This window comes from Enterococcus hirae ATCC 9790, from assembly GCF_000271405.2.
GTDB classification, from domain to species: Bacteria; Bacillota; Bacilli; order Lactobacillales; family Enterococcaceae; genus Enterococcus_B; species Enterococcus_B hirae.
Window position 1 is genome coordinate 1,978,125 of sequence record NC_018081.1, and the last position, 25,996, is coordinate 2,004,120.

The 25,996-nt window shown below is 38.1% G+C and carries 21 protein-coding genes, 1 pseudogene and 1 other annotated feature (1 of these 23 running past the window's edge); of the genes and pseudogenes, 19 read left to right on the top strand and 3 right to left on the bottom strand.

Annotated features, from left to right (window positions below; all coding sequences use genetic code 11):
* Nucleotides 1–65 (top strand) — a binding site (T-box leader) (it extends 135 nt beyond the left edge of the window).
* A 73-nt stretch (nucleotides 66–138) separates the two neighbouring features.
* Complete coding sequence (gene argS, locus EHR_RS09545) at nucleotides 139–1,830, top strand: arginine--tRNA ligase (protein ID WP_010737783.1); 1,692 nt, start codon at nucleotides 139–141, stop codon at nucleotides 1,828–1,830.
* A 150-nt stretch (nucleotides 1,831–1,980) separates the two neighbouring features.
* Here the strand turns inward: argS and EHR_RS09550 are convergent, their stop codons facing one another.
* On the bottom strand, nucleotides 1,981–2,460 hold the full coding sequence (locus EHR_RS09550) for an arginine repressor (protein ID WP_010737782.1): 480 nt from the start codon (nucleotides 2,458–2,460) through the stop codon (nucleotides 1,981–1,983).
* Between the two features lie 386 nt (nucleotides 2,461–2,846).
* On the opposite strand from EHR_RS09550, the gene rpsB reads away from it, so the two are divergent.
* The 8 genes from rpsB to EHR_RS09590 all read left to right on the top strand — a co-directional run bounded on the left by rpsB (nucleotide 2,847) and on the right by EHR_RS09590 (nucleotide 11,371).
* On the top strand, nucleotides 2,847–3,629 hold the full coding sequence (gene rpsB, locus EHR_RS09555) for a 30S ribosomal protein S2 (protein WP_010718870.1): 783 nt from the start codon (nucleotides 2,847–2,849) through the stop codon (nucleotides 3,627–3,629).
* A gap of 96 nt (nucleotides 3,630–3,725) precedes the next feature.
* On the top strand, nucleotides 3,726–4,607 hold the full coding sequence (gene tsf, locus EHR_RS09560) for a translation elongation factor Ts (RefSeq protein WP_010718871.1): 882 nt from the start codon (nucleotides 3,726–3,728) through the stop codon (nucleotides 4,605–4,607).
* Between the two features lie 221 nt (nucleotides 4,608–4,828).
* A complete protein-coding gene (pyrH, locus tag EHR_RS09565) occupies nucleotides 4,829–5,551 on the top strand; it encodes a UMP kinase (protein WP_010718872.1) in 723 nt (240 codons plus the stop codon).
* 3 nt (nucleotides 5,552–5,554) lie between these two features.
* Entirely contained in the window at nucleotides 5,555–6,112 is a 558-nt protein-coding gene (gene frr / locus EHR_RS09570) for a ribosome recycling factor (RefSeq protein ID WP_010737781.1), read from the top strand.
* Between the two features lie 228 nt (nucleotides 6,113–6,340).
* The gene (locus EHR_RS09575) at nucleotides 6,341–7,150 is read left to right on the top strand and encodes an isoprenyl transferase (protein ID WP_010718874.1); all 810 of its coding nucleotides are present in this window, start codon (nucleotides 6,341–6,343) and stop codon (nucleotides 7,148–7,150) included.
* Nucleotides 7,147–7,947: a phosphatidate cytidylyltransferase gene (locus EHR_RS09580; protein WP_010737780.1), complete on the top strand. Its 801-nt coding sequence runs from the start codon at nucleotides 7,147–7,149 to the stop codon at nucleotides 7,945–7,947. Before EHR_RS09575 ends, EHR_RS09580 begins: the two co-directional genes overlap by 4 nt.
* A gap of 382 nt (nucleotides 7,948–8,329) precedes the next feature.
* The gene (rseP, locus tag EHR_RS09585; RefSeq protein WP_010737779.1) at nucleotides 8,330–9,598 is read left to right on the top strand and encodes an RIP metalloprotease RseP; all 1,269 of its coding nucleotides are present in this window, start codon (nucleotides 8,330–8,332) and stop codon (nucleotides 9,596–9,598) included.
* 69 nt (nucleotides 9,599–9,667) lie between these two features.
* Nucleotides 9,668–11,371: a proline--tRNA ligase gene (locus EHR_RS09590; RefSeq protein WP_010718877.1), complete on the top strand. Its 1,704-nt coding sequence runs from the start codon at nucleotides 9,668–9,670 to the stop codon at nucleotides 11,369–11,371.
* Nucleotides 11,372–11,568: 197 nt separating this feature from the next.
* Here EHR_RS09590 and EHR_RS09595 read toward each other — a convergent pair whose 3' ends face one another.
* Together EHR_RS09595 and EHR_RS09600 are read right to left on the bottom strand one after the other, a co-directional pair.
* Complete coding sequence (locus EHR_RS09595; RefSeq protein WP_010737778.1) at nucleotides 11,569–12,363, bottom strand: SDR family NAD(P)-dependent oxidoreductase; 795 nt, start codon at nucleotides 12,361–12,363, stop codon at nucleotides 11,569–11,571.
* A gap of 16 nt (nucleotides 12,364–12,379) precedes the next feature.
* On the bottom strand, nucleotides 12,380–13,222 hold the full coding sequence (locus tag EHR_RS09600; protein WP_010737777.1) for an aldo/keto reductase: 843 nt from the start codon (nucleotides 13,220–13,222) through the stop codon (nucleotides 12,380–12,382).
* Nucleotides 13,223–13,353: 131 nt separating this feature from the next.
* Between EHR_RS09600 and EHR_RS09605 the strand changes: the two genes are divergently transcribed.
* The 10 genes and pseudogenes from EHR_RS09605 to ribF all read left to right on the top strand — a co-directional run bounded on the left by EHR_RS09605 (nucleotide 13,354) and on the right by ribF (nucleotide 25,930).
* The gene (locus EHR_RS09605; RefSeq protein WP_010737776.1) at nucleotides 13,354–13,719 is read left to right on the top strand and encodes a winged helix-turn-helix transcriptional regulator; all 366 of its coding nucleotides are present in this window, start codon (nucleotides 13,354–13,356) and stop codon (nucleotides 13,717–13,719) included.
* A 150-nt stretch (nucleotides 13,720–13,869) separates the two neighbouring features.
* Complete coding sequence (locus tag EHR_RS09610) at nucleotides 13,870–18,222, top strand: PolC-type DNA polymerase III (RefSeq protein WP_025480508.1); 4,353 nt, start codon at nucleotides 13,870–13,872, stop codon at nucleotides 18,220–18,222.
* A 143-nt stretch (nucleotides 18,223–18,365) separates the two neighbouring features.
* On the top strand, nucleotides 18,366–18,839 hold the full coding sequence (rimP, locus tag EHR_RS09615) for a ribosome maturation factor RimP (protein WP_010718882.1): 474 nt from the start codon (nucleotides 18,366–18,368) through the stop codon (nucleotides 18,837–18,839).
* A gap of 21 nt (nucleotides 18,840–18,860) precedes the next feature.
* Nucleotides 18,861–20,048, top strand: coding sequence for a transcription termination factor NusA (gene nusA / locus EHR_RS09620; protein WP_010737774.1), 1,188 nt, complete (start codon nucleotides 18,861–18,863; stop codon nucleotides 20,046–20,048).
* 23 nt (nucleotides 20,049–20,071) lie between these two features.
* Entirely contained in the window at nucleotides 20,072–20,365 is a 294-nt protein-coding gene (rnpM, locus tag EHR_RS09625) for an RNase P modulator RnpM (RefSeq protein WP_010718884.1), read from the top strand.
* Nucleotides 20,362–20,673, top strand: a complete 312-nt coding sequence (locus EHR_RS09630) for a YlxQ-related RNA-binding protein (protein WP_010718885.1) — start codon at nucleotides 20,362–20,364, stop codon at nucleotides 20,671–20,673. Before rnpM ends, EHR_RS09630 begins: the two co-directional genes overlap by 4 nt.
* 12 nt (nucleotides 20,674–20,685) lie before the next feature.
* The gene (gene infB / locus EHR_RS09635) at nucleotides 20,686–23,040 is read left to right on the top strand and encodes a translation initiation factor IF-2 (RefSeq protein ID WP_010737773.1); all 2,355 of its coding nucleotides are present in this window, start codon (nucleotides 20,686–20,688) and stop codon (nucleotides 23,038–23,040) included.
* A gap of 19 nt (nucleotides 23,041–23,059) precedes the next feature.
* The gene (rbfA, locus tag EHR_RS09640; protein WP_010718887.1) at nucleotides 23,060–23,407 is read left to right on the top strand and encodes a 30S ribosome-binding factor RbfA; all 348 of its coding nucleotides are present in this window, start codon (nucleotides 23,060–23,062) and stop codon (nucleotides 23,405–23,407) included.
* A gap of 662 nt (nucleotides 23,408–24,069) precedes the next feature.
* Nucleotides 24,070–24,992 (top strand): annotated as a pseudogene (gene truB, locus EHR_RS09645) (tRNA pseudouridine(55) synthase TruB).
* A gap of 2 nt (nucleotides 24,993–24,994) precedes the next feature.
* On the top strand, nucleotides 24,995–25,930 hold the full coding sequence (gene ribF, locus EHR_RS09650; RefSeq protein WP_010737771.1) for a riboflavin biosynthesis protein RibF: 936 nt from the start codon (nucleotides 24,995–24,997) through the stop codon (nucleotides 25,928–25,930).
* Nucleotides 25,931–25,996: the final 66 nt, after the last annotated feature.

Below are 25,996 nucleotides of genomic sequence, written 5' to 3' on the forward strand. Positions count from 1 at the left end.
CAGATGAAGCTGGTCCTAGCAAATAGGACAACTGGAGTGGTACCGCGGGATATCTCGTCTCTAGTGATCATAGTTATCTATGATCACTAGAGATTTTTTTGTTTTCAGCAAACAAAAGTATTTATAGGAGGAATGTAAATGAATAACAAAGATATTGTATCAAAAGCGATCTATGACGTTGTCAAAGACGATCTTACAATGGAACAAGTAGAAAAACTATTAGAAAATCCAAAATCTGCAGACCATGGGGATGTAGCCTTTCCTGCCTTTTCATTAGCGAAAATCTATCGAAAAGCCCCTCAACAAATTGCAGCTGACCTAGCAGAAAAAATCGATTCAACAAACTTTGAAAAAATCGAAGTGGTTGGTCCTTACTTAAACTTCTTTATGAATAAAGCGATGATCAGTAAAGAAGTTTTGGCTTCTGTCGTGAAAGAAAAAGAACATTATGGCGACAGCTCCATCGGAAATAACGGAAACGTACCAATCGATATGTCTTCTCCTAATATTGCAAAGCCGATTTCAATGGGGCATTTGCGTTCTACAGTTATCGGGAACTCCATCGGATTTATCATGGAAAAATTAGGCTACAACCCGATTCGTATCAATCATTTAGGAGATTGGGGCACACAGTTTGGGAAACTGATTGTGGCTTATAAAAAATGGGGTTCAGAAGAAGCAGTACGTTCTGAACCAATCAATGAATTGTTGCGTCTGTATGTTCAATTCCATGAAGTGGCTGAAACAGAACCAGAATTGAATGATGAAGCACGTTCATGGTTTAAACGTTTGGAAGAAGGCGACAAAGAAGCCATTGAATTATGGCAATGGTTCCGCGACGAATCTATGAAAGAGTTCAATAAAATCTACGATCTATTAGAAGTTCGTTTTGATTCTTTAAATGGTGAAGCTTTCTATAACGATAAAATGGATGAAATCGTAGAACTTTTAGAAGAAAAACATTTATTGCAAGCAGATAAAGGTGCTGAAATCGTTGACTTATCAGCTTATGATTTGAACCCAGCGTTGATCAAGAAATCAGATGGTGCAACACTTTATATCACTCGTGATTTAGCAGCAGCTCTTTACCGCAAACGCACCTATGATTTTAAACAATCATTGTATGTTGTCGGAAACGAACAAAGTTATCACTTCAAACAATTGAAAGCTCTTCTTAAAGAATTAGGCTTTGATTGGTCAGATGATATGCATCACATCCCATTCGGATTGATTACTCAAGGTGGTAAAAAACTATCAACACGTAAAGGGAAAATTGTTTTACTTGAAGAAGTGCTAAATGAAGCCATTGACTCTGCTAAAGAACAGATCAGTGAGAAAAATCCTGATTTAGAAAATAAAGATGTGGTAGCTAAACAAGTCGGTGTTGGCGCAGTTATCTTCCATGATTTAAAAAACGATCGCCTAAATACATTTGACTTTAATTTAGAAGAAGTTGTCCGTTTCGAAGGTGAAACAGGACCTTATGTACAATATACACATGCTCGTGCTGTCAGCTTGTTAGCAAAAGCCGACTTTACGCCATCGGCAGATCAAGAATACGCCTTGAATGATGAAAACAGCTGGGAAGTTGTAAAATTGATTCAAAAATACCCAGAAACTGTTTTACAAGCAGGTGAAAAATACGAACCGTCTATTATTGCGAAACATGCAATCAAGTTAGCTCAAGCATTTAATAAATATTATGCACATACTAAAATTTTAGTTGAAGATGACCAAAAAGAAGCGCGTTTAGCATTAGTTTATGCTGTAACAGTCTTGTTAAAAGAAGATTTACGTTTGCTTGGCTTACACGCACCAGATAAAATGTAAGAAAAGTAACGTACACAAATAAACCGTCCCTTACGAAAGGCTTACTTATAATAGTAGCTTTCGTGAGGGTCGGTTTATTTTATATAGAAGTGATTGGGACAGATATCATCCATTCATTGATTCATGCTGCGTTGATTAAATTTAGTTGGCTTAAAAAAGTGTTGTTTCTTTGGGAGCATGTAAGAAGGCTTCCACCAATTTTGCTTCTTCTTCATCTTTGGAAATGATAATGGTTGTATCGAACCCAGCAATCGTACTGACGATATGAGGTGGTTTGATATCGTCTAAAACGGCAGCGAAAAGATGTGCGTTGTCTGGTAAGGTATGGACGACCGTCAGAAAATGGACCCGTTCCACTTTTAACACGATGTCTTCGATCATTTGGACTAACCGTTTTTCATCATCTGTTTTTGCTTCGAGTCCTTTTTTTCCTTGAAAAAGAACAAAATGGGAAACGCCATTTTCATCTGGTACTTTTACGATTTTTAAGTCACGAATATCTCTGGAAATCGTAGCTTGTGTCGCTGTCACACCATAATTCTCCAGTTTGGCCAAGAGTTCTTCTTGTGTACGGATCGTAAATTCCCCGATCACTTGTTTAATAAGTAAATGTCGCTCAGATTTACGCATATTCTTTCTCCTTTACGAAAGATTTCACATGTATCATATCAAAAAAAATCGAGTTGCCCAATATTATTCTGATTTATGAGATAACTCTAGGAATTATGATCATTTGTTAATGAGAGAGTAAAGCATAAAAGATGAGAATAAATGCAGAGGCAACTAGAGATTTCTCTTGATATTTACTAGCAAGTCAGGTAAAATATTGAATGTTGAGCAAGAATGTCTCTTTAGCTATTGCTATACAGGTAGGTTACTTGTATAATGTTTGAAGATGCTTTTTGTATCAATAAATCCACATTCCTGTTGGATCGTTGATAGGTGCTTGAAAAAGTTTGTCAGCGAGGTGAAAGACAGGGAGAGGAAAAATAAAAACCAAATCGGAGGAAACAAAAATGGCAGTAATTTCAATGAAACAATTACTAGAAGCCGGCGTACATTTTGGTCACCAAACTCGTCGCTGGAACCCAAAAATGAAGAAATATATCTTCACAGAAAGAAACGGAATCTACATCATCGACTTACAAAAAACTGTTAAGTTAGTAGATGCAGCTTATGACTACATGAAGAGCGTTGCAGAAGAAGGCGGCGTGGCTTTATTCGTAGGTACGAAAAAACAAGCACAAGAAGCAATCAAAGATGAAGCAACACGTGCTGGACAATACTTTGTAAACCATCGTTGGTTAGGTGGAACATTGACTAACTGGGATACAATCCAAAAACGTATCAGCCGTTTGAAACAAATCAATGCAATGGAAGAAGATGGAACTTTTGAAGTTCTACCTAAAAAAGAAGTTGCTGGTTTGAACAAACAACGTGAACGTCTTGAAAAATTCTTGGGTGGTATCGCTGATATGCCAAGAATTCCAGATGTAATGTACATCGTTGACCCACGTAAAGAGCGCATTGCTGTTCAAGAAGCGCATAAATTAAATATCCCAATCGTAGCTATGGTTGATACAAACTGCGACCCAGACGAAATCGACGTAGTTATCCCTTCAAATGACGATGCAATCCGTGCCGTTAAATTGATTACTTCAAAAATGGCTGATGCATTTATCGAAGGTAACCAAGGGGAAGACCAAGTAGTTGAAGAAGACTTTGTAGTAGAAAACAATGCTACTTCAATCGAAGAAATCGTTGACGTTGTAGAAGGCGACAACACTTCAGCAGAATAATTTTTAAATGATGGAGCTGTTTCAAAGGCTAGGCGACAAGCCTCACTCTCCTTTGAAACAGCTTTTTTTAAAAAGAAACTATAGGAGGATACAATAATGGCAGACGTAACAGCTAAAATGGTAAAAGAACTACGCGAAATGACAGGCGTAGGTATGATGGATGCGAAAAAAGCATTAGTTGAAGTAGAAGGCGATATGGAAAAAGCAGTAGATCTTTTACGTGAAAAAGGAATGGCTAAAGCAGCTAAGAAAAATGATCGTATTGCAGCTGAAGGATTAGCTTCAGTAGCAATCAAAGGAAATACTGCAGCAATCGTTGAAGTTAACTCAGAAACAGACTTTGTTTCTAAAAACGAAATGTTCCAAGATCTAGTGAAAGAAATCGCTGAACTTGTTGCAGAAAACAAACCTGCAGACATGGAAGCTGCAATGAAGATCAAAACAGAAAAAGGTACGATCGAATCTGACTTGATCGAAGCAACACAAGTAATCGGAGAAAAAATCAGCTTCCGTCGTTTTGAAGTAGTTGAAAAAGAAGATAACGCTGCTTTCGGTGGTTACTTACACATGGGCGGACGTATCGCTGTATTGACTGTTTTAGATGGAACAACTGATGAATCTGTAGCAAGAGACGTTGCTATGCACGTAGCTGCAATCAATCCTCGCTATGTAAACGAAACTCAAATTCCTGAAGCTGAATTAGAACATGAAAAAACTGTTCTTACAGAACAAGCTTTAAACGAAGGTAAGCCTGCTAATATCGTTGAAAAAATGGTAGAAGGACGCTTGAAGAAATTTAAAGCAGAAATCGCTTTGGTTGACCAACCATTCGTTAAAGATCCTGATATGACTGTTGAAAAATATGTTGCTTCTAAAGGTGCTACAGTGAAAACTTTTGTACGCTTTGAAGTTGGCGAAGGAATCGAAAAACGCGAAGACAACTTTGTTGAAGAAGTTATGAACCAAGTGAAAAAATAATTCTGAAAATTGAGTATATGTTATCTAATGTTGATTCATTTTGCGAGTCACTTTTTAAATGTTGGATCAACATTAGATAGTATGCTTATTTGGAATTAAAAAGGAGCAGCGACGTATGTCACAGCTCTTTTTTTTAGGCATAGGTACAAATAGTTAGACTTTTAGTGGCTAAATTACCTGAATATGGTAAAATAGCAATAGAAAATATTGGAGGAATGAACATGGTCACACCGAAATATCAGCGTGTTGTCTTAAAATTAAGTGGAGAAGCTTTAGCTGGGAATGAAGGCTTTGGAATTAAACCGCCTGTTATTAAAGAAATCATCCAAGAAATCAAAGAAGTACACGAATTAGGCGTTGAAATGGCTATCGTGGTAGGCGGCGGCAATATTTGGCGCGGACAAATCGGTGCTCAGATGGGAATGGAACGTGCTCAAGCTGATTACATGGGGATGCTGGCAACTGTAATGAATGCTTTAGCGTTGCAAGATACTTTGGAAAATGTTGGTGTGCCAACACGTGTCCAAACATCAATCGAAATGCGACAAATTGCTGAACCATATATTCGCAGAAAAGCAGAACGTCATTTAGAAAAAGGCCGAATCGTGATTTTTGCAGGTGGAACTGGGAATCCATACTTTTCAACAGACACCACTGCAGCATTACGCGCAGCTGAGATTGGCGCTGATGTTATTTTAATGGCTAAAAACAATGTTGATGGTGTTTATTCAGCTGATCCAAAATTAGATTCAAATGCTGTGAAATTTGAAGAATTGACTCATTTAGAAGTGATTGCAAAAGGGTTGCAGGTAATGGACTCTACCGCTAGCTCACTAAGCATGGACAATGACATCCCATTGCTTGTCTTTAATTTAAATGAACATGGAAATATCCGTCGTGCAATCTTAGGCGAAAATATCGGAACAACTGTAAGGGGGAAATAAAAAATGGCAGATGCAATTATGACAGAAGCAAAAGAAAAGATGCAAAAAGCAGCACAAAATTTACAACGTGAGCTTGGACAAATTCGTGCAGGACGTGCCAATGCAAGTTTACTTGATCGAATCACAGTTAATTATTATGGTGCACCAACACCTTTGAACCAAATGGCTTCAATTCAAATCCCGGAAGCACGTGTTTTAATGATCACTCCATTTGATAAGAGCATTTTACAAGATGTTGAAAAAGCAATTATGGCAAGTGATATTGGAATCAGTCCAACCAATGATGGGAATGTCATTCGTTTAATTATTCCTCAATTAACTGAAGAACGTCGTAAAGAATTAGCAAAAGATGTAAAAAAAGAAGCAGAAAATGCGAAAATCGCTGTTCGTAACATTCGTCGTGATGCAATTGATGAATACAAAAAACAACAAAAAAATGGCGATATCACAGAAGATGATCTACGTGGATTAGAAAAAGAAGTACAAAAACTAACCGATGAAAGCATCAAAGAAGTAGATAAAATCGCTAGTGACAAAGAACAAGAATTACTGGATGTTTAATCATAAAGCTTGGTAGAATCAGTCTTTTATCAATGCCGTTTATGTATTTTTACACCTACTAAAAAGCCTTGGACGATTTCTTGTCCTAGGCTTTTTTTATAGCAAAAGTTAAAAAATAAGAAAAAAGTCGTAGAAATAACTAAAAAAGTAATCCAGCATAGGAAATCACGTGATAAATTGATATAATACTAAAGATAGTGGTAACTTTTAAGTATAGGAGGAAAAAGAATGTTACGTTTTTTTCCGCAAAAAAACAAGTATATTCAAGAAAAAAGTGATTTTCATTTTGCGGCTGAAGGTCCCATTCCTCAGCATATCGCAATCATTATGGACGGAAATGGTCGTTGGGCCCAAAATCGACGTTTACCTCGAGTTGCTGGACATAAAGAAGGGATGGAGACAGTTAAAAAAGTAACCAAACAAGCTTCTCGTTTAGGTGTGAAAGTTTTAACCCTCTATGCTTTTTCAACAGAAAATTGGAAACGACCAAAAGATGAAGTCCGTTTTTTGATGCAACTTCCAGTGGATTTTTTTGATACATTTGTTCCAGAATTGATCAAAGAAAACGTTCAGGTTCGTGTCATGGGCTATGAAGAAGTATTACCTGAACATACACAAGATGCTGTTCGTCGAGCAATTGAGCAAACAAAAGATAATACTGGAATGATCCTTAACTTTGCTTTGAATTATGGAAGCAGAGCAGAGATTGTGACAGCAGTCAAAAAAATTGCTGAAGAAGTCAAAAATGAAGAAACTGCGATTGAAGCTATTGACGAAGAACTGATTGCAGATCATCTCATGACTGGTTTTTTGCCAACCGAATGGCGGGATCCTGAATTGGTTATTCGAACAAGTGGGGAAGAAAGAATTAGTAACTTCTTGCTTTGGCAACTTGCATACAGCGAATTGTATTTCACAAAAGCTTTGTGGCCTGATTTTGATGGGGCGCATCTAGAAGAAGCAATCGCAGCATTTCAAAACAGAGACCGTCGTTTCGGTGGCGTGAAGAAAACAGAGAAAGAAGGAGATCAGTCATGAAGCAACGAGTGATCACAGCTGCTATTGCCCTGGTCCTATTTATACCAATTATATGGATCGGTGGAATCACAATCGAATTTGTAGCAGCTTTGTTAGCAGTCGTCGGTGTCTATGAGTTATTCCGTATGAAGGGCTTGACGTTGTTAAGTTTTGAAGGAATATTATCAGCGATTGGAGCAGTTATTTTAGTTCTACCAAAAGAACGTTGGTTTTTCTTTTTACCGGAGAAGACAAGCACGTTTATGATCTTTTACTTGATCGTCATGATCTTGTTAGGGACATCAGTTATTTCAAAGAATACTTATACGATTGATGAGGCGGGATTCCCGGTAATTACTAGTTTATATGTAGGTATTGGATTTCAAAATTTCGTCAATGCAAGAACAGAAGGTTTGGCAGTCTTGCTCTTTGGATTATTTGTCGTTTGGGCAACTGATATCGGTGCTTATATGGTTGGAAGACAATACGGAAAACATAAGTTAAGTCCAGATGTTTCACCGAATAAAACAATCGAAGGAGCATTAGGTGGTATTACTAGTGCATTAGTCGTTGCTTTGTTGTACTTCTTGTTCTATCCAGCCAAAGAATTATTTGGACATGGGCTGTTCTTCATGCTCCTTGTAACGATGCTCTTATCGATCGTGGGACAATTTGGTGATCTCGTTGAATCTTCGATCAAACGTCACTACGATGTCAAAGATTCTGGGAATATCTTACCAGGGCATGGCGGGATACTAGATCGTTTTGATAGTTTGCTTTTTGTCTTTCCAATCATGCATTTATTTGGATTGATCTAGTGATCATCAAAGACTTGAATGAGCACTTGCCCAATCGTCTACTCATTTATAAATAACAATAGTTTAATAGTATGTCAATGAGTTGTTAGCTAAATATGGGCATGGGAATGAAGCATTATCTTTTTTCAAATCAATATGCGAACTTTATGTTCACATATTACTCAAAAAAGAATACGTGGTGTCTTAGAAGTTGTTCGTTCAGAAAATAAGCCGAATAATCCAGAAGAAAAATAGTTTTGGATTATTCGGCTTATTTCTAAAAATTGATTATTTCCAGCGCCACCTCTTTTCTTTAAAAAAACTAGGGCTATTGGTGAATAGCTATTAATATGGTAAAATTAAGATGTTTTATTTAACCTAAAAAAGTAAAGGAGAATGTAAAATGAAAACAATTATTACATTTATTATTGTTTTTGGCATTTTGGTCATTGTTCATGAATTTGGACACTTCTTCTTTGCGAAACGATCAGGAATTCTCGTTCGAGAGTTTGCAATTGGTATGGGACCCAAAATCTATGGGCATCAAGCTAAGGACGGAACTACCTATACACTACGTTTATTGCCAATCGGAGGTTATGTGAGGATGGCAGGAAACGGGGACGATGAAACAGAGATGGCTCCGGGAATGCCGTTATCTCTTTTATTAAATTCTGATGGTATCGTAGAGAAAATCAATTTAAGTAAAAAAGTACAGCTTACAAATAGTATCCCGATGGAATTGATTCGTTATGATCTTGAAGAAGAATTAACGATTACTGGCTATGTCAATGGCGAGGAAGAACAAGAAGTGACTTATTCTGTCGCGCATGATGCTTCGATCATTGAAGCCGATGGCACAGAACTTCGAATCGCTCCAAAAGACGTGCAGTTCCAATCAGCCAAATTATGGCAACGGATGTTGACGAATTTCGCAGGACCAATGAATAATTTCTTGTTAGCTATTTTGTTATTTATTCTGCTTGCTTTTATGCATGGCGGAGTTCAAGTCACTAACACGAACCAAATTGGCGAAGTCTTACCTAATGGTGCAGCACAAACTGCTGGTTTAAAAGAAAATGATAAAATCTTGGAGATCAATGGTAATGCCATTCATTCTTGGGGAGATCTAACGGCTACGATCACCGAGAATCCTGGGAAAAAACTCAGTGTTGAAGTCGAGCGCAATGGACAGAAACAAACCCTTTCAGTAACACCAGGCGTGGTAGAATCGAATGGAAAAAAATATGGGCAATTAGGAATCAAAGCACCAATGAAAACGGGATTTTTTGACAAAATCATTGGAGGAACACAACAAGCTTTCAGTAGTTCATTAGAAATTTTTAAAGCACTAGGCTCATTATTTACAAACTTTAGTTTAAATAAATTGGGCGGTCCTGTAATGATGTTCCAATTATCTTCAGAAGCTGCAGATCAAGGAATATTAACGGTCATTAGCTTGATGGCCATTCTTTCGATGAATTTGGGAATCGTTAACTTATTACCAATTCCAGCGCTTGACGGAGGAAAGCTTGTCTTGAACGTCGTGGAAGGGATTCGTGGAAAACCAATCAGCCAAGAAAAAGAAGGCTTTATCACATTAGCAGGCTTCGGTTTATTGATGCTTTTAATGGTATTAGTCACATGGAATGATATCCAACGATTCTTTTTCTAGAAAAAGTTTATAAATAGGGTATAATTACAAACGATAAATGATTATATGAGAAATGAAGGAGTATATAGAATGAGACAATCAAAAATGTTGATTCCAACATTACGAGAAGTTCCAAATGATGCAGAAGTACTAAGTCATCAAATTTTATTAAGAGCAGGGTATATTCGCCAAGTTTCAGCTGGTATTTATTCTTATTTGCCTCTTGCTAATCGTGTATTGGAAAAATTAAAAACGATCATGCGTGAAGAATTTGAAAAGATTGGCGCTGTCGAAATGTTGATGCCAGCTCTCTTACCTGCGGAATTGTGGGAAGAATCTGGTCGTTATGAAACTTACGGCCCAAATTTATATCGTCTCAATGATCGTAATGATCGCAAAATGATCTTAGGTCCAACTCATGAAGAAACATTTACTGAATTGATTCGCAATGAAGTCAATTCCTATAAAAAATTGCCGTTGAACCTTTACCAAATCCAGACAAAATATCGTGATGAAAAACGTCCACGGTTTGGGTTATTACGTGGCAGAGAATTTATTATGAAAGATGCTTACTCTTTCCATTCATCAGAAGAAAGTTTAGATGAAGCGTATAAAGATTATGAAAAAGCATATACTGAGATTTTCAAACGTTGTGGGTTAGATTTCCGAGCAATCATTGGTGATGGTGGCGCAATGGGTGGTAAAGATTCAAAAGAATTCATGGCGATCTCAGAAATCGGTGAAGATACGATCTGCTACTCAACAGAAAGCGATTATGCCGCTAACTTAGAAATGGCGACAAGTTATTATGTCCCTAAAAAATCACATGAAACACAACTTGAATTAGAAAAAATTGCGACACCAGATGTAAAAACGATTGAAGAAGTAGCGAACTTCTTTGAAACTGAACCACAAAAAATCATCAAATCTGTTTTATTTATGGCTGACGAAAACCCAGTATTGGTATTAGTACGTGGGGACCACGATGTCAATGATGTGAAACTGAAAAACTTTTTAGCGGTTGATTTCTTAGAAGAAGCAACAGAAGAAGATGCTCAAAAATACCTAGGAGCAGATTTCGGCTCTGTTGGTCCAATCGGTGTAGCAGAAGAAGTAAAAGTCTACGCTGATCGTCATGTCCAAGACTTAGCGAACGCTATTACTGGAGCGAATGAAACTGGGTTCCATTATGTGAATGTCAACCCAGAACGAGATTTTGAAGTGATCTCATATGAAGACCTTCGCTTTGTTCAAGAAGGAGATCCATCACCTGATAATAATGGTGTATTGGCATTTACACGTGGAATCGAAATCGGACATATCTTTAAATTAGGCACACGCTATAGTGAATCAATGGGCGCAACCGTATTAGATGAAAATGGACGTGAAAAATTTGTCATTATGGGTTGTTACGGAATTGGCGTAAGTCGTCTGCTTTCAGCAATCGTTGAACAAAATTCAGATGAAAATGGCATTAACTGGCCTAAAGGAATCGCGCCTTTTGATTTACATGTTGTTCAAATGAATCTAAAAGACGAAAACCAAACGAACTTAACCGAAGAAGTCGAACAAACGATGTTAGCTGCTGGTTATCAAGTACTCGTTGACGATCGTAATGAGCGTGCAGGTGTGAAATTTGCAGATTCCGATTTAATTGGCTGTCCAATTAGAATTACAGTAGGTAAAAAAGCGGTGGATGGTATCGTTGAAGTCAAAATTAAGAAAACTGGGGAAATGGTTGAAGTTCGCAAAGAAGAGCTAGCAAATACGTTACCTATTCTTTTAAATCAATAAAATACAGTTAAGAAAGAAAATTCTTGCTTGAAATGAAAGACAAGCCTAACGAATAGTTAGGCTTGTCTTTTTTCTAATGAGACTGAGGCAAGTCTTGGCTCGGTATCCTTCGTTTTTTTGTTTCTTACATTTGTTCGAATGAAAAATCATACTGGCTCTTTAGTAAGAAGAAATTGATTTGTGTTACAAAATCGTTCTTAATAAATTGTTGGCACCAATCCTCCATCAAGTCGCAAGGCAGCGCCAGAAAAAGAAGTTGCATAGGGGCTAGAAACAAATGCAACAAAACGCCCGATTTCTTCTGGTCGGATCAAGCGTTGGATCTGTGAGAGTGGACGATGATTTTTCATAAAATCTTGTTCCCATTCAGATTCAGGCAATTGGCTGTCTGCGTACATTGTTGTTAACATTTCTTGAACGCCCTCTGTCAAGGTGGAGCCAGGCAAGATCGTGTTGACGGTCACTTGAGAGCCAACAGTCAATTTGGATAAACTTTTTGCTAAAGAAAGATTCATCGTTTTGGTCATACTGTATTGAGCCATTTCACCTGAAGGCATCACTGCTTCTTCACTCGCAATAAAAAGGATACGACCAAAATCTTGCTTCAACATTTTAGGTAAATAATTTTTGGCTAATGCATTTCCAGCAAGTACATTGACTTGGAAAAAATGTTCCCAAATATCATCTGTGATAGCTAAATAATCCATCGGTTCAAAAATCCCCATATTATTGATCAAAATATCTACTGTAGGAAATTGCGTAAACAGTTCTTGCCGTGCTTCTGGATCTGCTAAATCAAATGGCGCACGCTGAGGGTTAGTTTGGGGGAATTTTTCTTTTAATTCAGTGACCACTTGATCAACAAGCGGTGCGTGACGACCATTGATGATGACATCTGCACCTTCTTTTGCCAATTCAATCGCAATGGCCTTTCCGATGCCTTTCGTTGAGCCAGTGACTAACGCAACCTTATGAGATAAACCTAGTTCCATCTTACATCTTCCTCCTTTATTTAAAATCGAATGTATCAGGATTTGGTCCTACCCGAAAATGATCGTTCAGTGCATTCAAAACCGTCATTTCATCTTCAGAAAGAACGAAATCAAAAATGTCAGCATTACTTTTCATTCGTTCGGGCTTAACTGACTTGACCACTAATAAGATGTCTTGCTGGACATCCCAACGTAAGATTACTTGGGCTGGAGTAATATGATGCGCTTCAGCAATCTCTACTATAGTTGGGTGATTCAATAGTTTCCCTTGCATCAAAGGGGACCACGCTTGGATCTTTATTGCATGTTTTGCGCAGAAATTGCGTAGTTCAATTTGAGATAACTTTGGATGTAGTTCCACTTGGTTGAGAACGGGAATGACATTCGCATGTGTCAATAATTTTTCTAAATGAGTGATTTGAAAATTGCTAACACCAATCGCTTTGATTTTCCCCGCTTGATATAATTGTTCCAAAGCACGCCAAGACTCTAAGAAAGCATCTTCGCCAGGCCAATGGATTAAATAAAGATCTAGATAGTCTAGTCCTAGACGTGCTAAACTGGTTTCAAAAGCTTGGATCGTTTCGTCATAGGTTAAATGATCGTTCCAGACTTTGGAGGTTACGAATAGTTCTTCTCGAGAAATTCCAGCAGCTTTCAGCCCTTCTTTGATTCCGATTCCTGTACCAATTTCATTATCATATATTTGAGCAGTATCAATCAATCGATAGCCCTTTACAATGCCTGCTTTGACTACTTCAGCAGTTTGGGTATCAGGGATTTGAAAGACACCAAGTCCTATCCCTGGAATTTCTATTTGGTTATTTAACATGATTCGATCATTCAATGAATGGATCATCTATACTCCTCCTTTAATTTTCAATAGATATAATGTATACTAGATAGGCTCTAATAGATAGTACCTACTTTATTGTGCTATAGTGTCTAAAAAGTAACTATTGGATAGTAAAAGGATTTTAGGAGGGAAATATGATTGAAAAAACGTATAATATTGGTGTAGAAGCCACGATGGATGTTATCGGTGGAAAATGGAAACCGATTATTTTATGCAACCTGCGTCACAGTCCGCTTCGTCCCAGCGACTTAAAACGAAAAATTCCTAATCTTAGCCAAAAGATGTTGACTCAACAATTGCGTGAATTAGAAGCAGACGGTATTGTTGTACGAACCTCATATCATCAGGTTCCACCAAAAGTTGTTTATTCCTTAAGTGAATATGGTCAAACATTAAGTAGTGTGTTAGATGCGTTATGTGATTGGGGCGAACTGCATGTTACTACGTTGCAAGAGCAAGGAGTACCAATCAGCTTACGTTGTGAGGATTCATTTAGCTAAGTAATCAACGATTTAGAACGAGAAAGAAAATTCTTTGTCGTTTTTTTAATGTAAATCCATGTAAAAACGGGTATACTAAATAGTACTGAAAGAAGAAGAGGTTCAAATGAAATAGCATTGATTTGTCCTCGTCAGAAAGGGCGTATGGTTTTGTCAGAAAAACGAGAGTTATTTGAAAAATTGTTGGAACAAATCCAACTAGAAGAAGTGGAAAAAAATCATCCACTAATCTCTGCTGGCGAAATGGAGCGTGTAGTGGTTCACCGCAAATCAAGATTGTGGGAGTTTACCCTACACTTTACTCAAATTTTACCGATCATGCTTTATCGATCATTGCTCCAAAATTTGACACTGGCATTTAAAGATATTGCACAGATCAGATTAACTATCAAAGCTGATGATCAGCAGTTTGATGAAAAATTATTACAAGATTATTGGGCACAAGCTTTAGAAAGCCAACAATGCGATACGCCGTTGGCTCAACAAGTTTTAAAAACACAAGTCCCTATATTGAAGGAAAAGAAAATTGTCTTGCCAGTCGATAGTAATGGCGCTATTAATTATTTAAAGCAACAATATCTACCTTTAGTTGAAACGCTGTTTGTCAGCTACGGGTTCCCTAAATTTCGTATCGAACCTGAAATTGATGAAGAACAAGCAGAACGTGTGCTAAAACTGTTTGAAGAGCGGAAGCAAGAACAAGCAGAAGCGTTCATGAAGCAAGCTGCGGAAAGTTTGATTGTCCATGAACAAAAGAAAAAAGAAAGAAAAGAGCAACTTCCTGTACTAGATGGACCGATCCAGTTAGGTCGTAATATTCCAGCAGATGAACCGACAATACCAATGATCAATATCGTTGAAGAAGAACGTCGTGTGACCTTGGAAGGCTATGTATTTGATAAAGAAGTGCGTGAGCTACGTTCAAAACGTAAGATTCTAACGTTAAAAATCACCGATTATACTTCTTCTTTTATTGTTAAGAAATTTTCAAATAATGAAAAAGATGAACAAATCTTTGATGCAATCAGCGTAGGAAGCTGGTTAAAAGTTAGAGGAAGTATCCAAGAAGATACATTTGTGCGAGACCTGGTGATGAATGCACAAGATATCATTGAGGTGAAGCATGCACCTCGTAAAGACTATGCTCCTGACGATGAGAAACGAGTGGAATTACATGTTCATAGTAATATGAGTACGATGGATGCAACCAATAGTATCTCTGACCTTGTGGCTCAAGCTGGAAAATGGGGACACAAAGCGATTGCGATCACGGATCATGGAGGGGCACAAGCATTTCCTGAAGCGCATAGTGCCGGTAAAAAAGCAGGCGTGAAAATTCTTTATGGGGTTGAAGCCAATGTTGTAGATGATGGTGTGCCGATTGCTTACAATGATGAACATGTTTCTTTGAATGAAGGAACATATGTCGTATTTGACGTGGAAACCACCGGACTATCTGCTGTTTATGATACGATCATCGAATTAGCTGCGGTCAAGATGTATAAAGGGAATGTCATTGAAAGCTTTGATGAATTTATTGATCCTGGACACCCACTTTCCCGCACAACGATTGATCTAACTGGGATCACAGATGAAATGGTACGAGGATCTAAATCAGAAGAAGAAGTCCTACGTCTGTTTCTCGAGTTTTCAAAAGATTCGATTCTGGTCGCCCATAATGCCGCGTTTGATATGGGATTCTTGAATACAAGTTATGCAAAATATGGAATCCCAGAGGCGACGAATCCAGTCATCGATACGCTAGAATTAGCCAGATATCTGTATCCTCAATTTAAACGATTTGGTCTAGGTGTGTTATCTAAAAAATTTGGTGTCAGTCTTGAACAGCATCACCGAGCGATTTACGATGCTGAAGCGACAGGTCATTTAGCATGGATTTTCGTTAAAGAAGCAATGGAAAACCATGAGATGCTCTACCATGATCAACTCAATGCTCATGTGGGAGAAGGCGATTCGTATAAACGAGCAAGGCCATTTCATGTGACGATCTTAGCGAAAAATCAAGCTGGATTAAAAGATTTATTCAAATTAATCTCGATGTCGAATGTGGAATATTTTGAACGTGTCCCACGTATTCCTCGTTCACAACTGAAGAAATTACGTGAGAATCTTTTCATTGGCTCTGCTTGTGATAAAGGTGAGATTTTCGAAGCAATGATGCAAAAAGGAATTGAAGAAGCTAGAAATCGAGCAAAATTTTATGATTATATTGAAGTGATGCCAAAAGCGGTCTATGCACCATTGCTTGAGCAAGAACTAGTCAAAAATGAACATGATTTAGAAGAAATCATCAAAAATCTAGTTGAAATCGGAAAGTCATTGGACAAAATCGTCGTTGCTACTGGGAATGTTCATTACCTTAATGAAGAAGATGCAATCTATCGGAAGATTTTGATTAATTCAATGGGTGGGGCTAATCCGTTGAACCGACATAGTTTGCCTGATGTGCATTTTAGAACAACAGATGAGATGTTGACTGCTTTTAACTTTTTAGGAAAAGATCTAGCGAAAGAAATCGTCGTTGACAATACGAATAAGATTGCTGACCTTTGTGAAGAGGTCATTCCGGTGAAAGATGATTTGTATACGCCAAAAATTCCTGGATCTGAAGAAGAGATTTCTGATTTGAGTTATACCAGAGCTAAACAGTTGTACGGTGATCCATTACCAGAAATCATTGAAAAACGATTAGAAAAAGAATTGAATTCGATCAACGGGAATGGGTTTTCTGTGATCTATTTGATTGCGCAAAAACTGGTGCATAAAAGTAACAAAGATGGTTATTTAGTTGGTTCACGTGGATCAGTTGGTTCTAGTTTTGTTGCGACAATGACTGGGATCACTGAAGTAAATCCATTAGCCCCTCACTATTATTGTCCTGATTGCCAGTATTCAGAATTCTTTGAAGATGGTACTTACGGTTCGGGGTTTGATATGCCTGAAAAAAAATGTCCGAAATGTGGCGCACGATTAAATAAAGATGGCCATGATATTCCTTTTGAAACGTTCTTAGGGTTCCATGGAGACAAAGTACCAGATATCGATTTGAACTTTTCAGGTGATTACCAAGCAGAAGCGCACAACTATACGAAAGTTTTGTTTGGGGAAGAATATGTTTATCGAGCAGGAACAATCGGTACAGTTGCCGATAAAACAGCTTATGGCTTTGTTAAAGGTTATGAGCGAGATCATAATTTACAATTTCGCAGTGCTGAAGTTGATCGATTAGCCAAAGGTGCGACTGGCGTGAAGCGAACGACTGGACAACATCCAGGGGGGATCATCGTTATTCCCGATTACATGGACGTATATGATTTTACACCGATCCAATATCCAGCAGATGATCAAAATTCAGAATGGAAAACAACGCATTTTGATTTCCATTCTATCCATGATAATGTACTGAAGCTTGATATTCTGGGACATGATGATCCGACAGTAATCCGTATGTTGCAGGATTTATCGGGAATCGATCCACAAACGATCCCAACTGACGATCCAGAAGTAATGAGAATTTTTGCCGGTCCAGATGTCTTGAACGTTACCAGTGAACAGATTTATTCTAAAACAGGGACACTAGGTATCCCAGAGTTTGGGACACGCTTTGTTCGGGGAATGTTGGAAGAAACACATCCAACGACTTTTGCTGAACTCTTACAGATTTCCGGATTATCACATGGGACCGATGTGTGGTTAGGCAATGCAGAAGAATTGATCAAACGTGGGGATGCAACTTTGGCTGAAGTAATTGGGTGTCGGGATGATATCATGGTTTACTTGATCCATGCTGGATTAGATAGTGGGATGGCTTTTAAGATTATGGAAACCGTTCGTAAAGGGCTATGGAACAAGATCCCTGATGAATTACGAGAAACCTATCTATCCGCCATGAAAGAAAACAATGTTCCAGATTGGTACATTGATTCTTGTTCTAAAATCAAATATATGTTCCCAAAAGCCCATGCAGCGGCTTATGTTTTGATGGCCTTACGTGTAGCTTATTTTAAAGTCTATTTCCCTATTTTATACTATTGTGCCTATTTCTCAGTTCGAGCGGATGATTTTAATCTTGTGGCTATGTGTAAAGGGAAAGATGCGGTAAAACAAGCGATGAAAGAAATCACAGATAAAGGTTTGGATGCCTCAGTCAAAGAGAAAAATCAGTTGACCGTCCTTGAATTAGCGAATGAAATGTTGGAAAGAGGCTTCCATTTTGGCATGATCGATCTATATAAATCAGATGCCGTGAACTTCGTGATCGAAGGAGACACATTGATCGCACCATTTAGAGCTGTCCCAAGTTTAGGAACAAACGTTGCAAAACAAATCGTTGAAGCACGAAAAGATGGACCATTCTTATCAAAAGAAGATCTTGCTACACGAGGAAAAGTTTCTAAAACGTTGATTGAGTATATGAACGACAACGGAGTATTGAAAGACCTTCCAGATGAAAACCAACTTTCCTTGTTTGATATGTTCTAATCAAGGGTTAGCGTGGAAGCTTGTCATTTTAAATGAAATATGGTATAGTTATTTATAGGTAATGATACTAACTGTGAGTGAGCGGAATTTTCGCTCACTCTTTTTAATGGAATTACGGAAGCAATTTTAAGGAGGCGAACTTTTTGAGTAGCGTCGTTGAAACAGTCACAGCAATGGTGACTCCGATTTTAGAGGAACAAAATTTTGAACTTGTCGAAGTAGAATTTGTGAAGGAAGGCAAAAGTTGGTTCTTACGAGTATTCATTGACAAAGATGGCGGAATCGATATCGAAGAATGTGCATGGGTTAGCGAAAAACTTAGCGAAAAACTTGATGCAGCAGATCCAGATCCTATCCCACAAGCTTATTTTCTAGAGGTATCATCTCCAGGGGCAGAACGCCCATTAAAAAAAGAGAAAGATTACGAAAAAGCGCTTGGAGAATATATCCATGTTTCTCTTTATCAACCAGTTGATGGAGAAAAACAATATGAAGGATTTCTTCAATCAGTTGATGCTGAACAGCTGATATTGAAAATACGCATAAAAACACGGGAAAAAGAATTAATTCTTGACCGAAAAAATATTGCCAAAGCTCGCTTAGCGATCCAATTTTAATCACGGAGAGGAAACAGAAAAATGAGTAAAGAAATGCTAAACGCATTAGATGCATTAGAAGCTGAAAAAGGGATTTCAAAAGAAATCGTGATCGACGCTTTAGAAGCTGCTTTAGTTTCTGCATACAAACGCCATTATGGTCAAGCTCAAAATGTTGAAGTTGAATTTGATCAAAAGAAAGGGAAAATTCACGTCTATGCTGTGAAAGAAGTTACTGAAGAAGTAATGGATTCACAATTAGAAGTATCATTAAAAGATGCGCTTTTGATTAATCCGGCATATGAGATTGGTGATACCATCCGTTTTGAAGTGACACCAAAAGACTTTGGACGAATTGCTGCACAAACAGCAAAACAAGTTATTTTACAACGTGTCAGAGAAGCAGAAAGAACCATCATTTACAATGAGTTCAGCGCGTATGAAAAAGACATTATGCAAGGTATCGTTGAACGTCAAGATAAACGATATATCTATGTAAATCTTGGAAAGATCGAAGCAGTTTTATCGAAACAAGATCAAATGCCTAATGAATTTTATCAACCGCATGATCGTATCAAAGTGTACGTTTCTCGTGTAGAAAATACGTCAAAAGGTCCACAAGTCTTCGTTAGCCGTAGCCATCCAGATCTATTACGCCGTTTATTCGAACAAGAAGTGCCAGAAGTTTACGATGGGATCGTTGAAATCGTAAGCATTGCTAGAGAAGCGGGCGATCGCTCAAAAGTAGCCGTTCGTTCAAATGATGAAAATATTGATGCAGTTGGAACTTGTGTTGGACCAAAAGGCCAGCGTGTGCAAGCGATAGTGAATGAATTAAAGGGTGAAAACATGGATATCGTTGAGTGGAACGAAGATCCAGCGGTATTTATCACGAATGCTCTGAATCCAGCGCAAGTGATCGATGTGATTTTTGATGAAGAAAATCCTAAATCTTGTACCGTTGTCGTTCCAGATTACCAATTATCCTTAGCGATTGGTAAACGTGGACAAAATGCACGTTTGGCTGCCAAACTAACAAATCACAAAATCGATATCAAGTCAGAATCAGATATGGCTGAATATTATGAAAAACAAGCGCAAGATCAAGAAGTAGCTTCTGAAGAAGTCGCTCATGATGAAGCGATCGTTCAATCTGATTATACAGATGATGAATATGAAACGATTGCTTTCAACGATGAAACAGTTGAAAATACGGATCAAGATGCTTAACAATTAGCTTAGGAGGCGAAGAGATGAAACAAAGGAAGATTCCTTTACGCAAATCTGTGGTTTCAGGTGAAATGAAACCCAAAAAAGAGATGATTCGAATTACCCGTTCCAAAGAAGGGGAAGTATCGATTGATCCCACTGGGAAAATGCCAGGCCGTGGTGCGTATGTCTCACTTGAGCCAGCTGAAGTACAACAAGCTTGGGATAAGAAGATTCTTGATCGGGCGTTAGAAACGACTTTGACAGATGAATTCTACCAAGAGTTACTCGATTATGTAACCCATCAAAAAGCACGAAAAGAGCTATTCGGTAAATGAATGAAGGAAATCGGCAAAAAGCCATGAATCTCATTGGGTTAGCGATGCGCGCTGGTAAGTTGATTACCGGCGAGGAGTTGACCATTGCAGACATTCGTAAACAGAAAGCAAAGATCGTGTTTGTAGCAAATGATGCGAGTGAGAATACGAAGAAAAAAGTGAAAGATAAGAGTTCATATTATGAAGTTCCTTGCTTTGAACTATTTTCCGAAGCTGAAATCACGCAGATGATTGGGAAGCCTCGCAAAGTATTTGGAATCGTAGATAACGGTTTTGCGAAGAAAACCAAGGAGCTAATTGAAGGTTAGGAAGGTGATTGCATGAGCAACAAACGAATTTATGAACTAGCAAAAGAATTAAATCAGCCTAGTAAAGACGTTGTGGAAAAGGCGCAGCAACTTGGGATTAATGTGAAGAATCACATGGGAACAATCACAACTGGTGATGAAAAGAAGTTGCAACAAGCGTTCAAAAAACCACAGACGAATAAAAAACCAGCACAGCAAGCCAGCCAAAAGCCAGCCACAAACCAGCCGAATGAACAAAAGAAACAAGAAACAAAAACGAAACAACAAAAAAATAACCGCAACTATCAAGATCGCGGTCAAGGGAGCGGTCAAGTGAATCAAGGAAAAAACCAATCAACAAACCAAAACCGAAGTAATAATGGAGGCGGAAATAACCAAAACCGTCAAGGAGCAACACAAAGTGGCAATCAAAACCGCCAAGGATCAACACAAGGCGGAAACCAAAATCGCCAAGGATCAAACCAAGGTGGTAACCAAAACCGTAACAACAATAATAATCGTGGTAAATTTAACAATAACAACCGCAATCGTTTTAACAAAAAAGGGAAAAAAGGAAAACAACAAACTTCCAATAAACCTGCTGTACCACCACGTAAATTCCGTGAGTTACCAGAAGTATTAGAGTATACTGAAGGCATGAACGTTGCGGATATTGCGAAGAAAATCCATCGTGAACCAGCAGAGATCATCAAAAAATTATTTATGCTTGGCGTAATGGTCAACCAAAACCAAGCACTAGATAAAGATACGATTGAACTCTTAGCAACAGATTATGGGATGGAACCACAAGAAAAAATCCAAGTAGATATCGCAGATATCGACAAATTCTTTGAACCAGAAGAATTAAATCCTGATACATTGGTTTCTCGTCCACCAGTTGTAACAATCATGGGACACGTCGACCACGGGAAAACAACATTACTTGATACATTACGTCATTCACGAGTAACAAGTGGCGAAGCTGGTGGGATTACACAACATATCGGTGCCTACCAAATCGATATCGATGGCAAACCAATCACATTCTTAGACACACCTGGGCATGCTGCATTTACAAGTATGCGTGCGCGAGGAGCAAGTATCACTGATATCACGATCTTAGTTGTAGCAGCAGATGACGGTGTTATGCCACAAACAGTCGAAGCAATCAACCATGCGAAAGCAGCTGGCGTACCAATTATCGTTGCTGTTAATAAGATTGATAAACCAGGGGCAAATCCTCAACACGTGATGCAAGAATTAAGTGAATATGAATTGATTCCAGAAGCTTGGGGTGGAGAAACGATTTTCGTTGAAATCTCTGCTAAATTTGGTCAAAATATTGACGAATTGCTAGAAATGATCTTGCTGGTTGCGGAAGTAGAGGATCTAAAAGCAGATCCTAAACAACGAGCAATTGGTACAGTAATTGAAGCACGTCTAGACAAAGGAAAAGGACCTGTTACTACATTACTTGTTCAACAAGGGACTTTAAACGTAGGTGACCCAATTGTAGTAGGAAATACCTATGGACGTGTGCGTGTGATGGTCAACGACTTAGGTCGTCGTGAAAAATCTGCTGGACCAGCAACACCAGTTGAGATCACTGGGTTAAACGATGTGCCACAAGCAGGTGACCGCTTTGTTGTCTTTGAAGATGAAAAAACTGCTCGTGCAGCCGGTGAAGAACGTGCCAAACGTGCGTTGTTAGAACATCGTGCGATCACTAGTCGGGTAACATTGGACAACTTGTTTGAAAGCTTAAAAGAAGGCGAATTAAAAGAAGTAAATGTTATCATTAAAGCTGATGTACAAGGTTCTGCAGAAGCATTGGCTGCTTCATTGCAAAAGATCGATGTAGAAGGCGTACGTGTGAAAATCGTCCATTCTGCAGTTGGTGCCATCAATGAAAGTGATGTAACCCTTGCAGCAGCAAGTAATGCGATCATCATTGGGTTCAATGTTCGTCCTACACCACAAGCTAAAATTCAAGCGGATAATGAAGAAGTGGACATTCGTTTACACCGAATCATTTATAAAGCAATCGAAGAAATCGAAACAGCGATGAAAGGGATGCTAGATCCAGAGTTTGAAGAAAAAATCACTGGTCAAATGATCGTTCGAGAAACATTCAAAGTATCAAAAGTTGGAACGATCGCTGGGGCTTATGTCACAGAAGGATACATTCGACGTGATAGTGGCGTTCGCGTGATCCGTGATGGTATCGTCATTTACGAAGGACAACTAGCTAGCTTGAAACGTTTCAAAGACGATGTAAAAGAAGTTAAAATGGGTTATGAATGTGGTGCAATGATCGAAAAATTCAATGACATCAAAGTCGATGACGTCATCGAAGGCTTCATTATGGAAGAAATCAAAACAAATTAATTTTAGGAGGCCGCTCAATATGGCAAACTATAGAGACCGCCGAGTCGGTCAAGAAATTTTAAAAGAAGTAAATGATATTTTACGCAAAAAAGTTCGTGATCCTCGTGTAGAAAACGTGACAATCACTGATGTCCACGTTACGGGAGATCTACAACAAGCAACCATCTATTATAGTATTTTATCTGACTTAGCTTCAGATAAGAAAAAAGCACAGGAAGGCCTAGCAAAAGCAAGTGGACTGATTCGCCGTGAATTAGGACACAACTTAAGCATCTATAAAACGCCTGAATTAACTTTTGAATTAGATGAGTCAGTGGGGTATGGTAACCACATTGATGAGTTGCTTCGTAATTTAAATAAAGATTAAAACAAAAAGAGCTATAAACCTTAAGAAGTGGGGTTATAGCTCTTTTTTAGTAGTTTTTTTAGTTTTAGCTTTTTATAAAGCAGAGATACCGCAGTTACACCATCATCCAATTTTTTAGAAAAAAAGTTCAAACTACACAATGCAAGTAGTTTAAAATGATAAACGCACAGTACCGTAATTTTACTGTACAGAATACATGAGAAAAAAATGAGCAATTTGTACGTGTCTCGAACAGGTTGTGAAAGAAGCGGTCAACTCCAAACGAATAAGAGAGAATCTTTTAAAATAGCTTTTCTTATTTTGAAAAATTCTCTCTTATTTTTAAGAAGTGGCTTCTTGGACACCGTTTATTAAGAGTTAGATTTATACTTCAGACTCTTTTCGAGATTCGTATATGATTCTCAGTTTTTTGTTTTGGGGAAGACTAGGATCATCTATTCCTTAAAAGCTGCGTCTCGTTTTAATCAAAGGTTGCAAATGAAGGATTCAAGCTTGCCTTTGTCTAAGAGAATAACATGAATTGTATTTACAGGTTTGTGAAGTTTTATTACAAGTTTGTTGCCAAATAATAAAAACGTAGCGAAAAAAGGTAAAATCGTCACATTATTGTGGGATGTGTTATAATGACAAAGTTGATATTTTATTGGATAGGGAGAAAAAACATGGACGGATTATTACCTTTGTGGAAAGAACGTGGCATGACAAGTCATGATTGTGTATTTAAATTAAGAAAAATCTTACATATGAAAAAAATTGGTCATGGTGGTACGTTAGACCCTGATGTTGATGGTGTGTTACCGATTTGCCTTGGAAAAGCGACTAAAGTTATCGAATATTTAAGCGATGCAGGAAAAGTATACCAAGGAGAGATTACATTAGGATTTAGTACAACGACAGAAGACAAATCTGGTGAGGTCGTCGAAAGTAAAACAGTTGATCGATTAATCAGTGATGAAGAAATTGATGAAACGATGAAAAGTTTTATCGGGGAAATCACTCAGATACCACCGATGTATTCAGCTGTCAAAGTGAACGGCAAACGTCTTTATGAGTATGCCAGAAACAATGAAACAGTTACACGTCCCGTGCGTAAAGCGCAGATTGAACGTTTTGAAAGAACAAGTGACGTGCATTGGGACCAAGAGAAGGGGTTGCTATCTTGGCGTTTTGAGGTAGTATGCGGGAAAGGGACTTATGTACGAACGCTTGCTGTTGATACTGGGAAAAAATTAGGCTATCCTGCTCACATGTCCGATCTAACTCGAACAGCTAGTGGAGGAATGAAGAAGGAGCAGGCAATCACTTTACAGCAAGTAGCAGATTATATGCTTGCAGGAACCTTTGAAGAACATTTATTACCACTAGAAGCTGGTGTCGCTCGTTTTAAGAGAGTAGACATTAGTGATCGTGTTTGGGAAAAAGTTAAAAATGGTATGCGCTTAGATTATCAGGTATTTAACTTAGCAGAAATACCGACAGAAGAGATCGCACTTTTTTACCAAGACAAAGTAGTAAGTATTTACCAGCCAAATCCAAAAGAAAAAATAAATTAAAACCAAGCAAAGTGTTGAGGAATGAGGTATAAAAATGAAAATTATCAAAATTAGACATCCTTATCAAGCAGATCAGATCCCACCAGAAGACGTTGTACTTGTTTTAGGATTTTTTGACGGGGTACATCTAGGCCATCAACGTGTTATCAATCGGGGAAAAGAAATTGCTAAAAAAGAAGGATTGAAATTAGCTTTGATGACTTTCAACCAACATCCTTCAATCGTCTTCAAAAAAATAAATCCAAGTCAAGTAAAATATTTGACTACTCTGGAACAAAAAGAAGAAAAAATGGCCCTATTAGGTGTTGATTATTTATACGAAATCGATTTTACGTCATCGTTTGCTCATTTAGCTCCACAAGAATTTGTCGATCAATATATCGTAGGACTTCATGCAAAATATGCTGTTTCTGGTTTTGACTATACTTACGGACCTAAAGAAATTGCAGATGTAGCGCACTTACCAAGTTATGCAAAGAATCGATTTGAAGTCATCACTGTACCAAAAGAAGAAGACAGTGGCGAGAAGATTAGTTCGACACGGATACGTGAATTATTAAACGCAGGAGAAATAAATGAAGTAACACGTTTATTGGGGGCTGCTTACGAGGTCGAAGGGGTGGTAGTCCATGGCGATGCTCGTGGTCGCCTGCTAGGATTCCCAACAGCTAACATCAAAGTTAAAAGTACTGTTCATCTTCCAAAAGAAGGTGTCTATGTTTCAGAGATCAAAGTTGGTGAAACGTGGTATCAAGCAATGGGATCAATCGGTCATAATGATACCTTTGGTGATGATCGTGAACTTACCGTTGAATTATATATTTTAAATTTTGCTCAAGATATCTATGGAGAGCATGTAAAAGTCCGTTGGCATCATTTTTTGAGAAACCAAGTGAAATTTCCAAACGTTGAATCGTTGATTGAACAACTGAAAGCAGATGAAAAAGCGACAGCGGACTATTTTAAATAAAAGTATTGAATTTAACTGAAGACAATAAAAAAGACTTTTTTGGTGAAATCATTCGAGTCAGCAAGT

Coding starts and splice junctions, on each gene's coding strand:
- argS (WP_010737783.1), top strand. CDS start 139: ATGAATAACAAAGATATTGTATCAAAAGCGATCTATGACGTTGTCAAA.
- infB (WP_010737773.1), top strand. CDS start 20,686: ATGAGCAACAAACGAATTTATGAACTAGCAAAAGAATTAAATCAGCCT.
- EHR_RS09595 (WP_010737778.1), bottom strand. CDS start 12,363: ATGGAACTAGGTTTATCTCATAAGGTTGCGTTAGTCACTGGCTCAACG.
- EHR_RS09600 (WP_010737777.1), bottom strand. CDS start 13,222: ATGATCCATTCATTGAATGATCGAATCATGTTAAATAACCAAATAGAA.
- nusA (WP_010737774.1), top strand. CDS start 18,861: ATGAGTAAAGAAATGCTAAACGCATTAGATGCATTAGAAGCTGAAAAA.
- rbfA (WP_010718887.1), top strand. CDS start 23,060: ATGGCAAACTATAGAGACCGCCGAGTCGGTCAAGAAATTTTAAAAGAA.
- rnpM (WP_010718884.1), top strand. CDS start 20,072: ATGAAACAAAGGAAGATTCCTTTACGCAAATCTGTGGTTTCAGGTGAA.
- tsf (WP_010718871.1), top strand. CDS start 3,726: ATGGCAGACGTAACAGCTAAAATGGTAAAAGAACTACGCGAAATGACA.
- rpsB (WP_010718870.1), top strand. CDS start 2,847: ATGGCAGTAATTTCAATGAAACAATTACTAGAAGCCGGCGTACATTTT.
- EHR_RS09630 (WP_010718885.1), top strand. CDS start 20,362: ATGAATGAAGGAAATCGGCAAAAAGCCATGAATCTCATTGGGTTAGCG.
- EHR_RS09590 (WP_010718877.1), top strand. CDS start 9,668: ATGAGACAATCAAAAATGTTGATTCCAACATTACGAGAAGTTCCAAAT.
- EHR_RS09575 (WP_010718874.1), top strand. CDS start 6,341: ATGTTACGTTTTTTTCCGCAAAAAAACAAGTATATTCAAGAAAAAAGT.
- rseP (WP_010737779.1), top strand. CDS start 8,330: ATGAAAACAATTATTACATTTATTATTGTTTTTGGCATTTTGGTCATT.
- EHR_RS09605 (WP_010737776.1), top strand. CDS start 13,354: ATGATTGAAAAAACGTATAATATTGGTGTAGAAGCCACGATGGATGTT.
- EHR_RS09580 (WP_010737780.1), top strand. CDS start 7,147: ATGAAGCAACGAGTGATCACAGCTGCTATTGCCCTGGTCCTATTTATA.
- pyrH (WP_010718872.1), top strand. CDS start 4,829: ATGGTCACACCGAAATATCAGCGTGTTGTCTTAAAATTAAGTGGAGAA.
- ribF (WP_010737771.1), top strand. CDS start 24,995: ATGAAAATTATCAAAATTAGACATCCTTATCAAGCAGATCAGATCCCA.
- EHR_RS09550 (WP_010737782.1), bottom strand. CDS start 2,460: ATGCGTAAATCTGAGCGACATTTACTTATTAAACAAGTGATCGGGGAA.
- frr (WP_010737781.1), top strand. CDS start 5,555: ATGGCAGATGCAATTATGACAGAAGCAAAAGAAAAGATGCAAAAAGCA.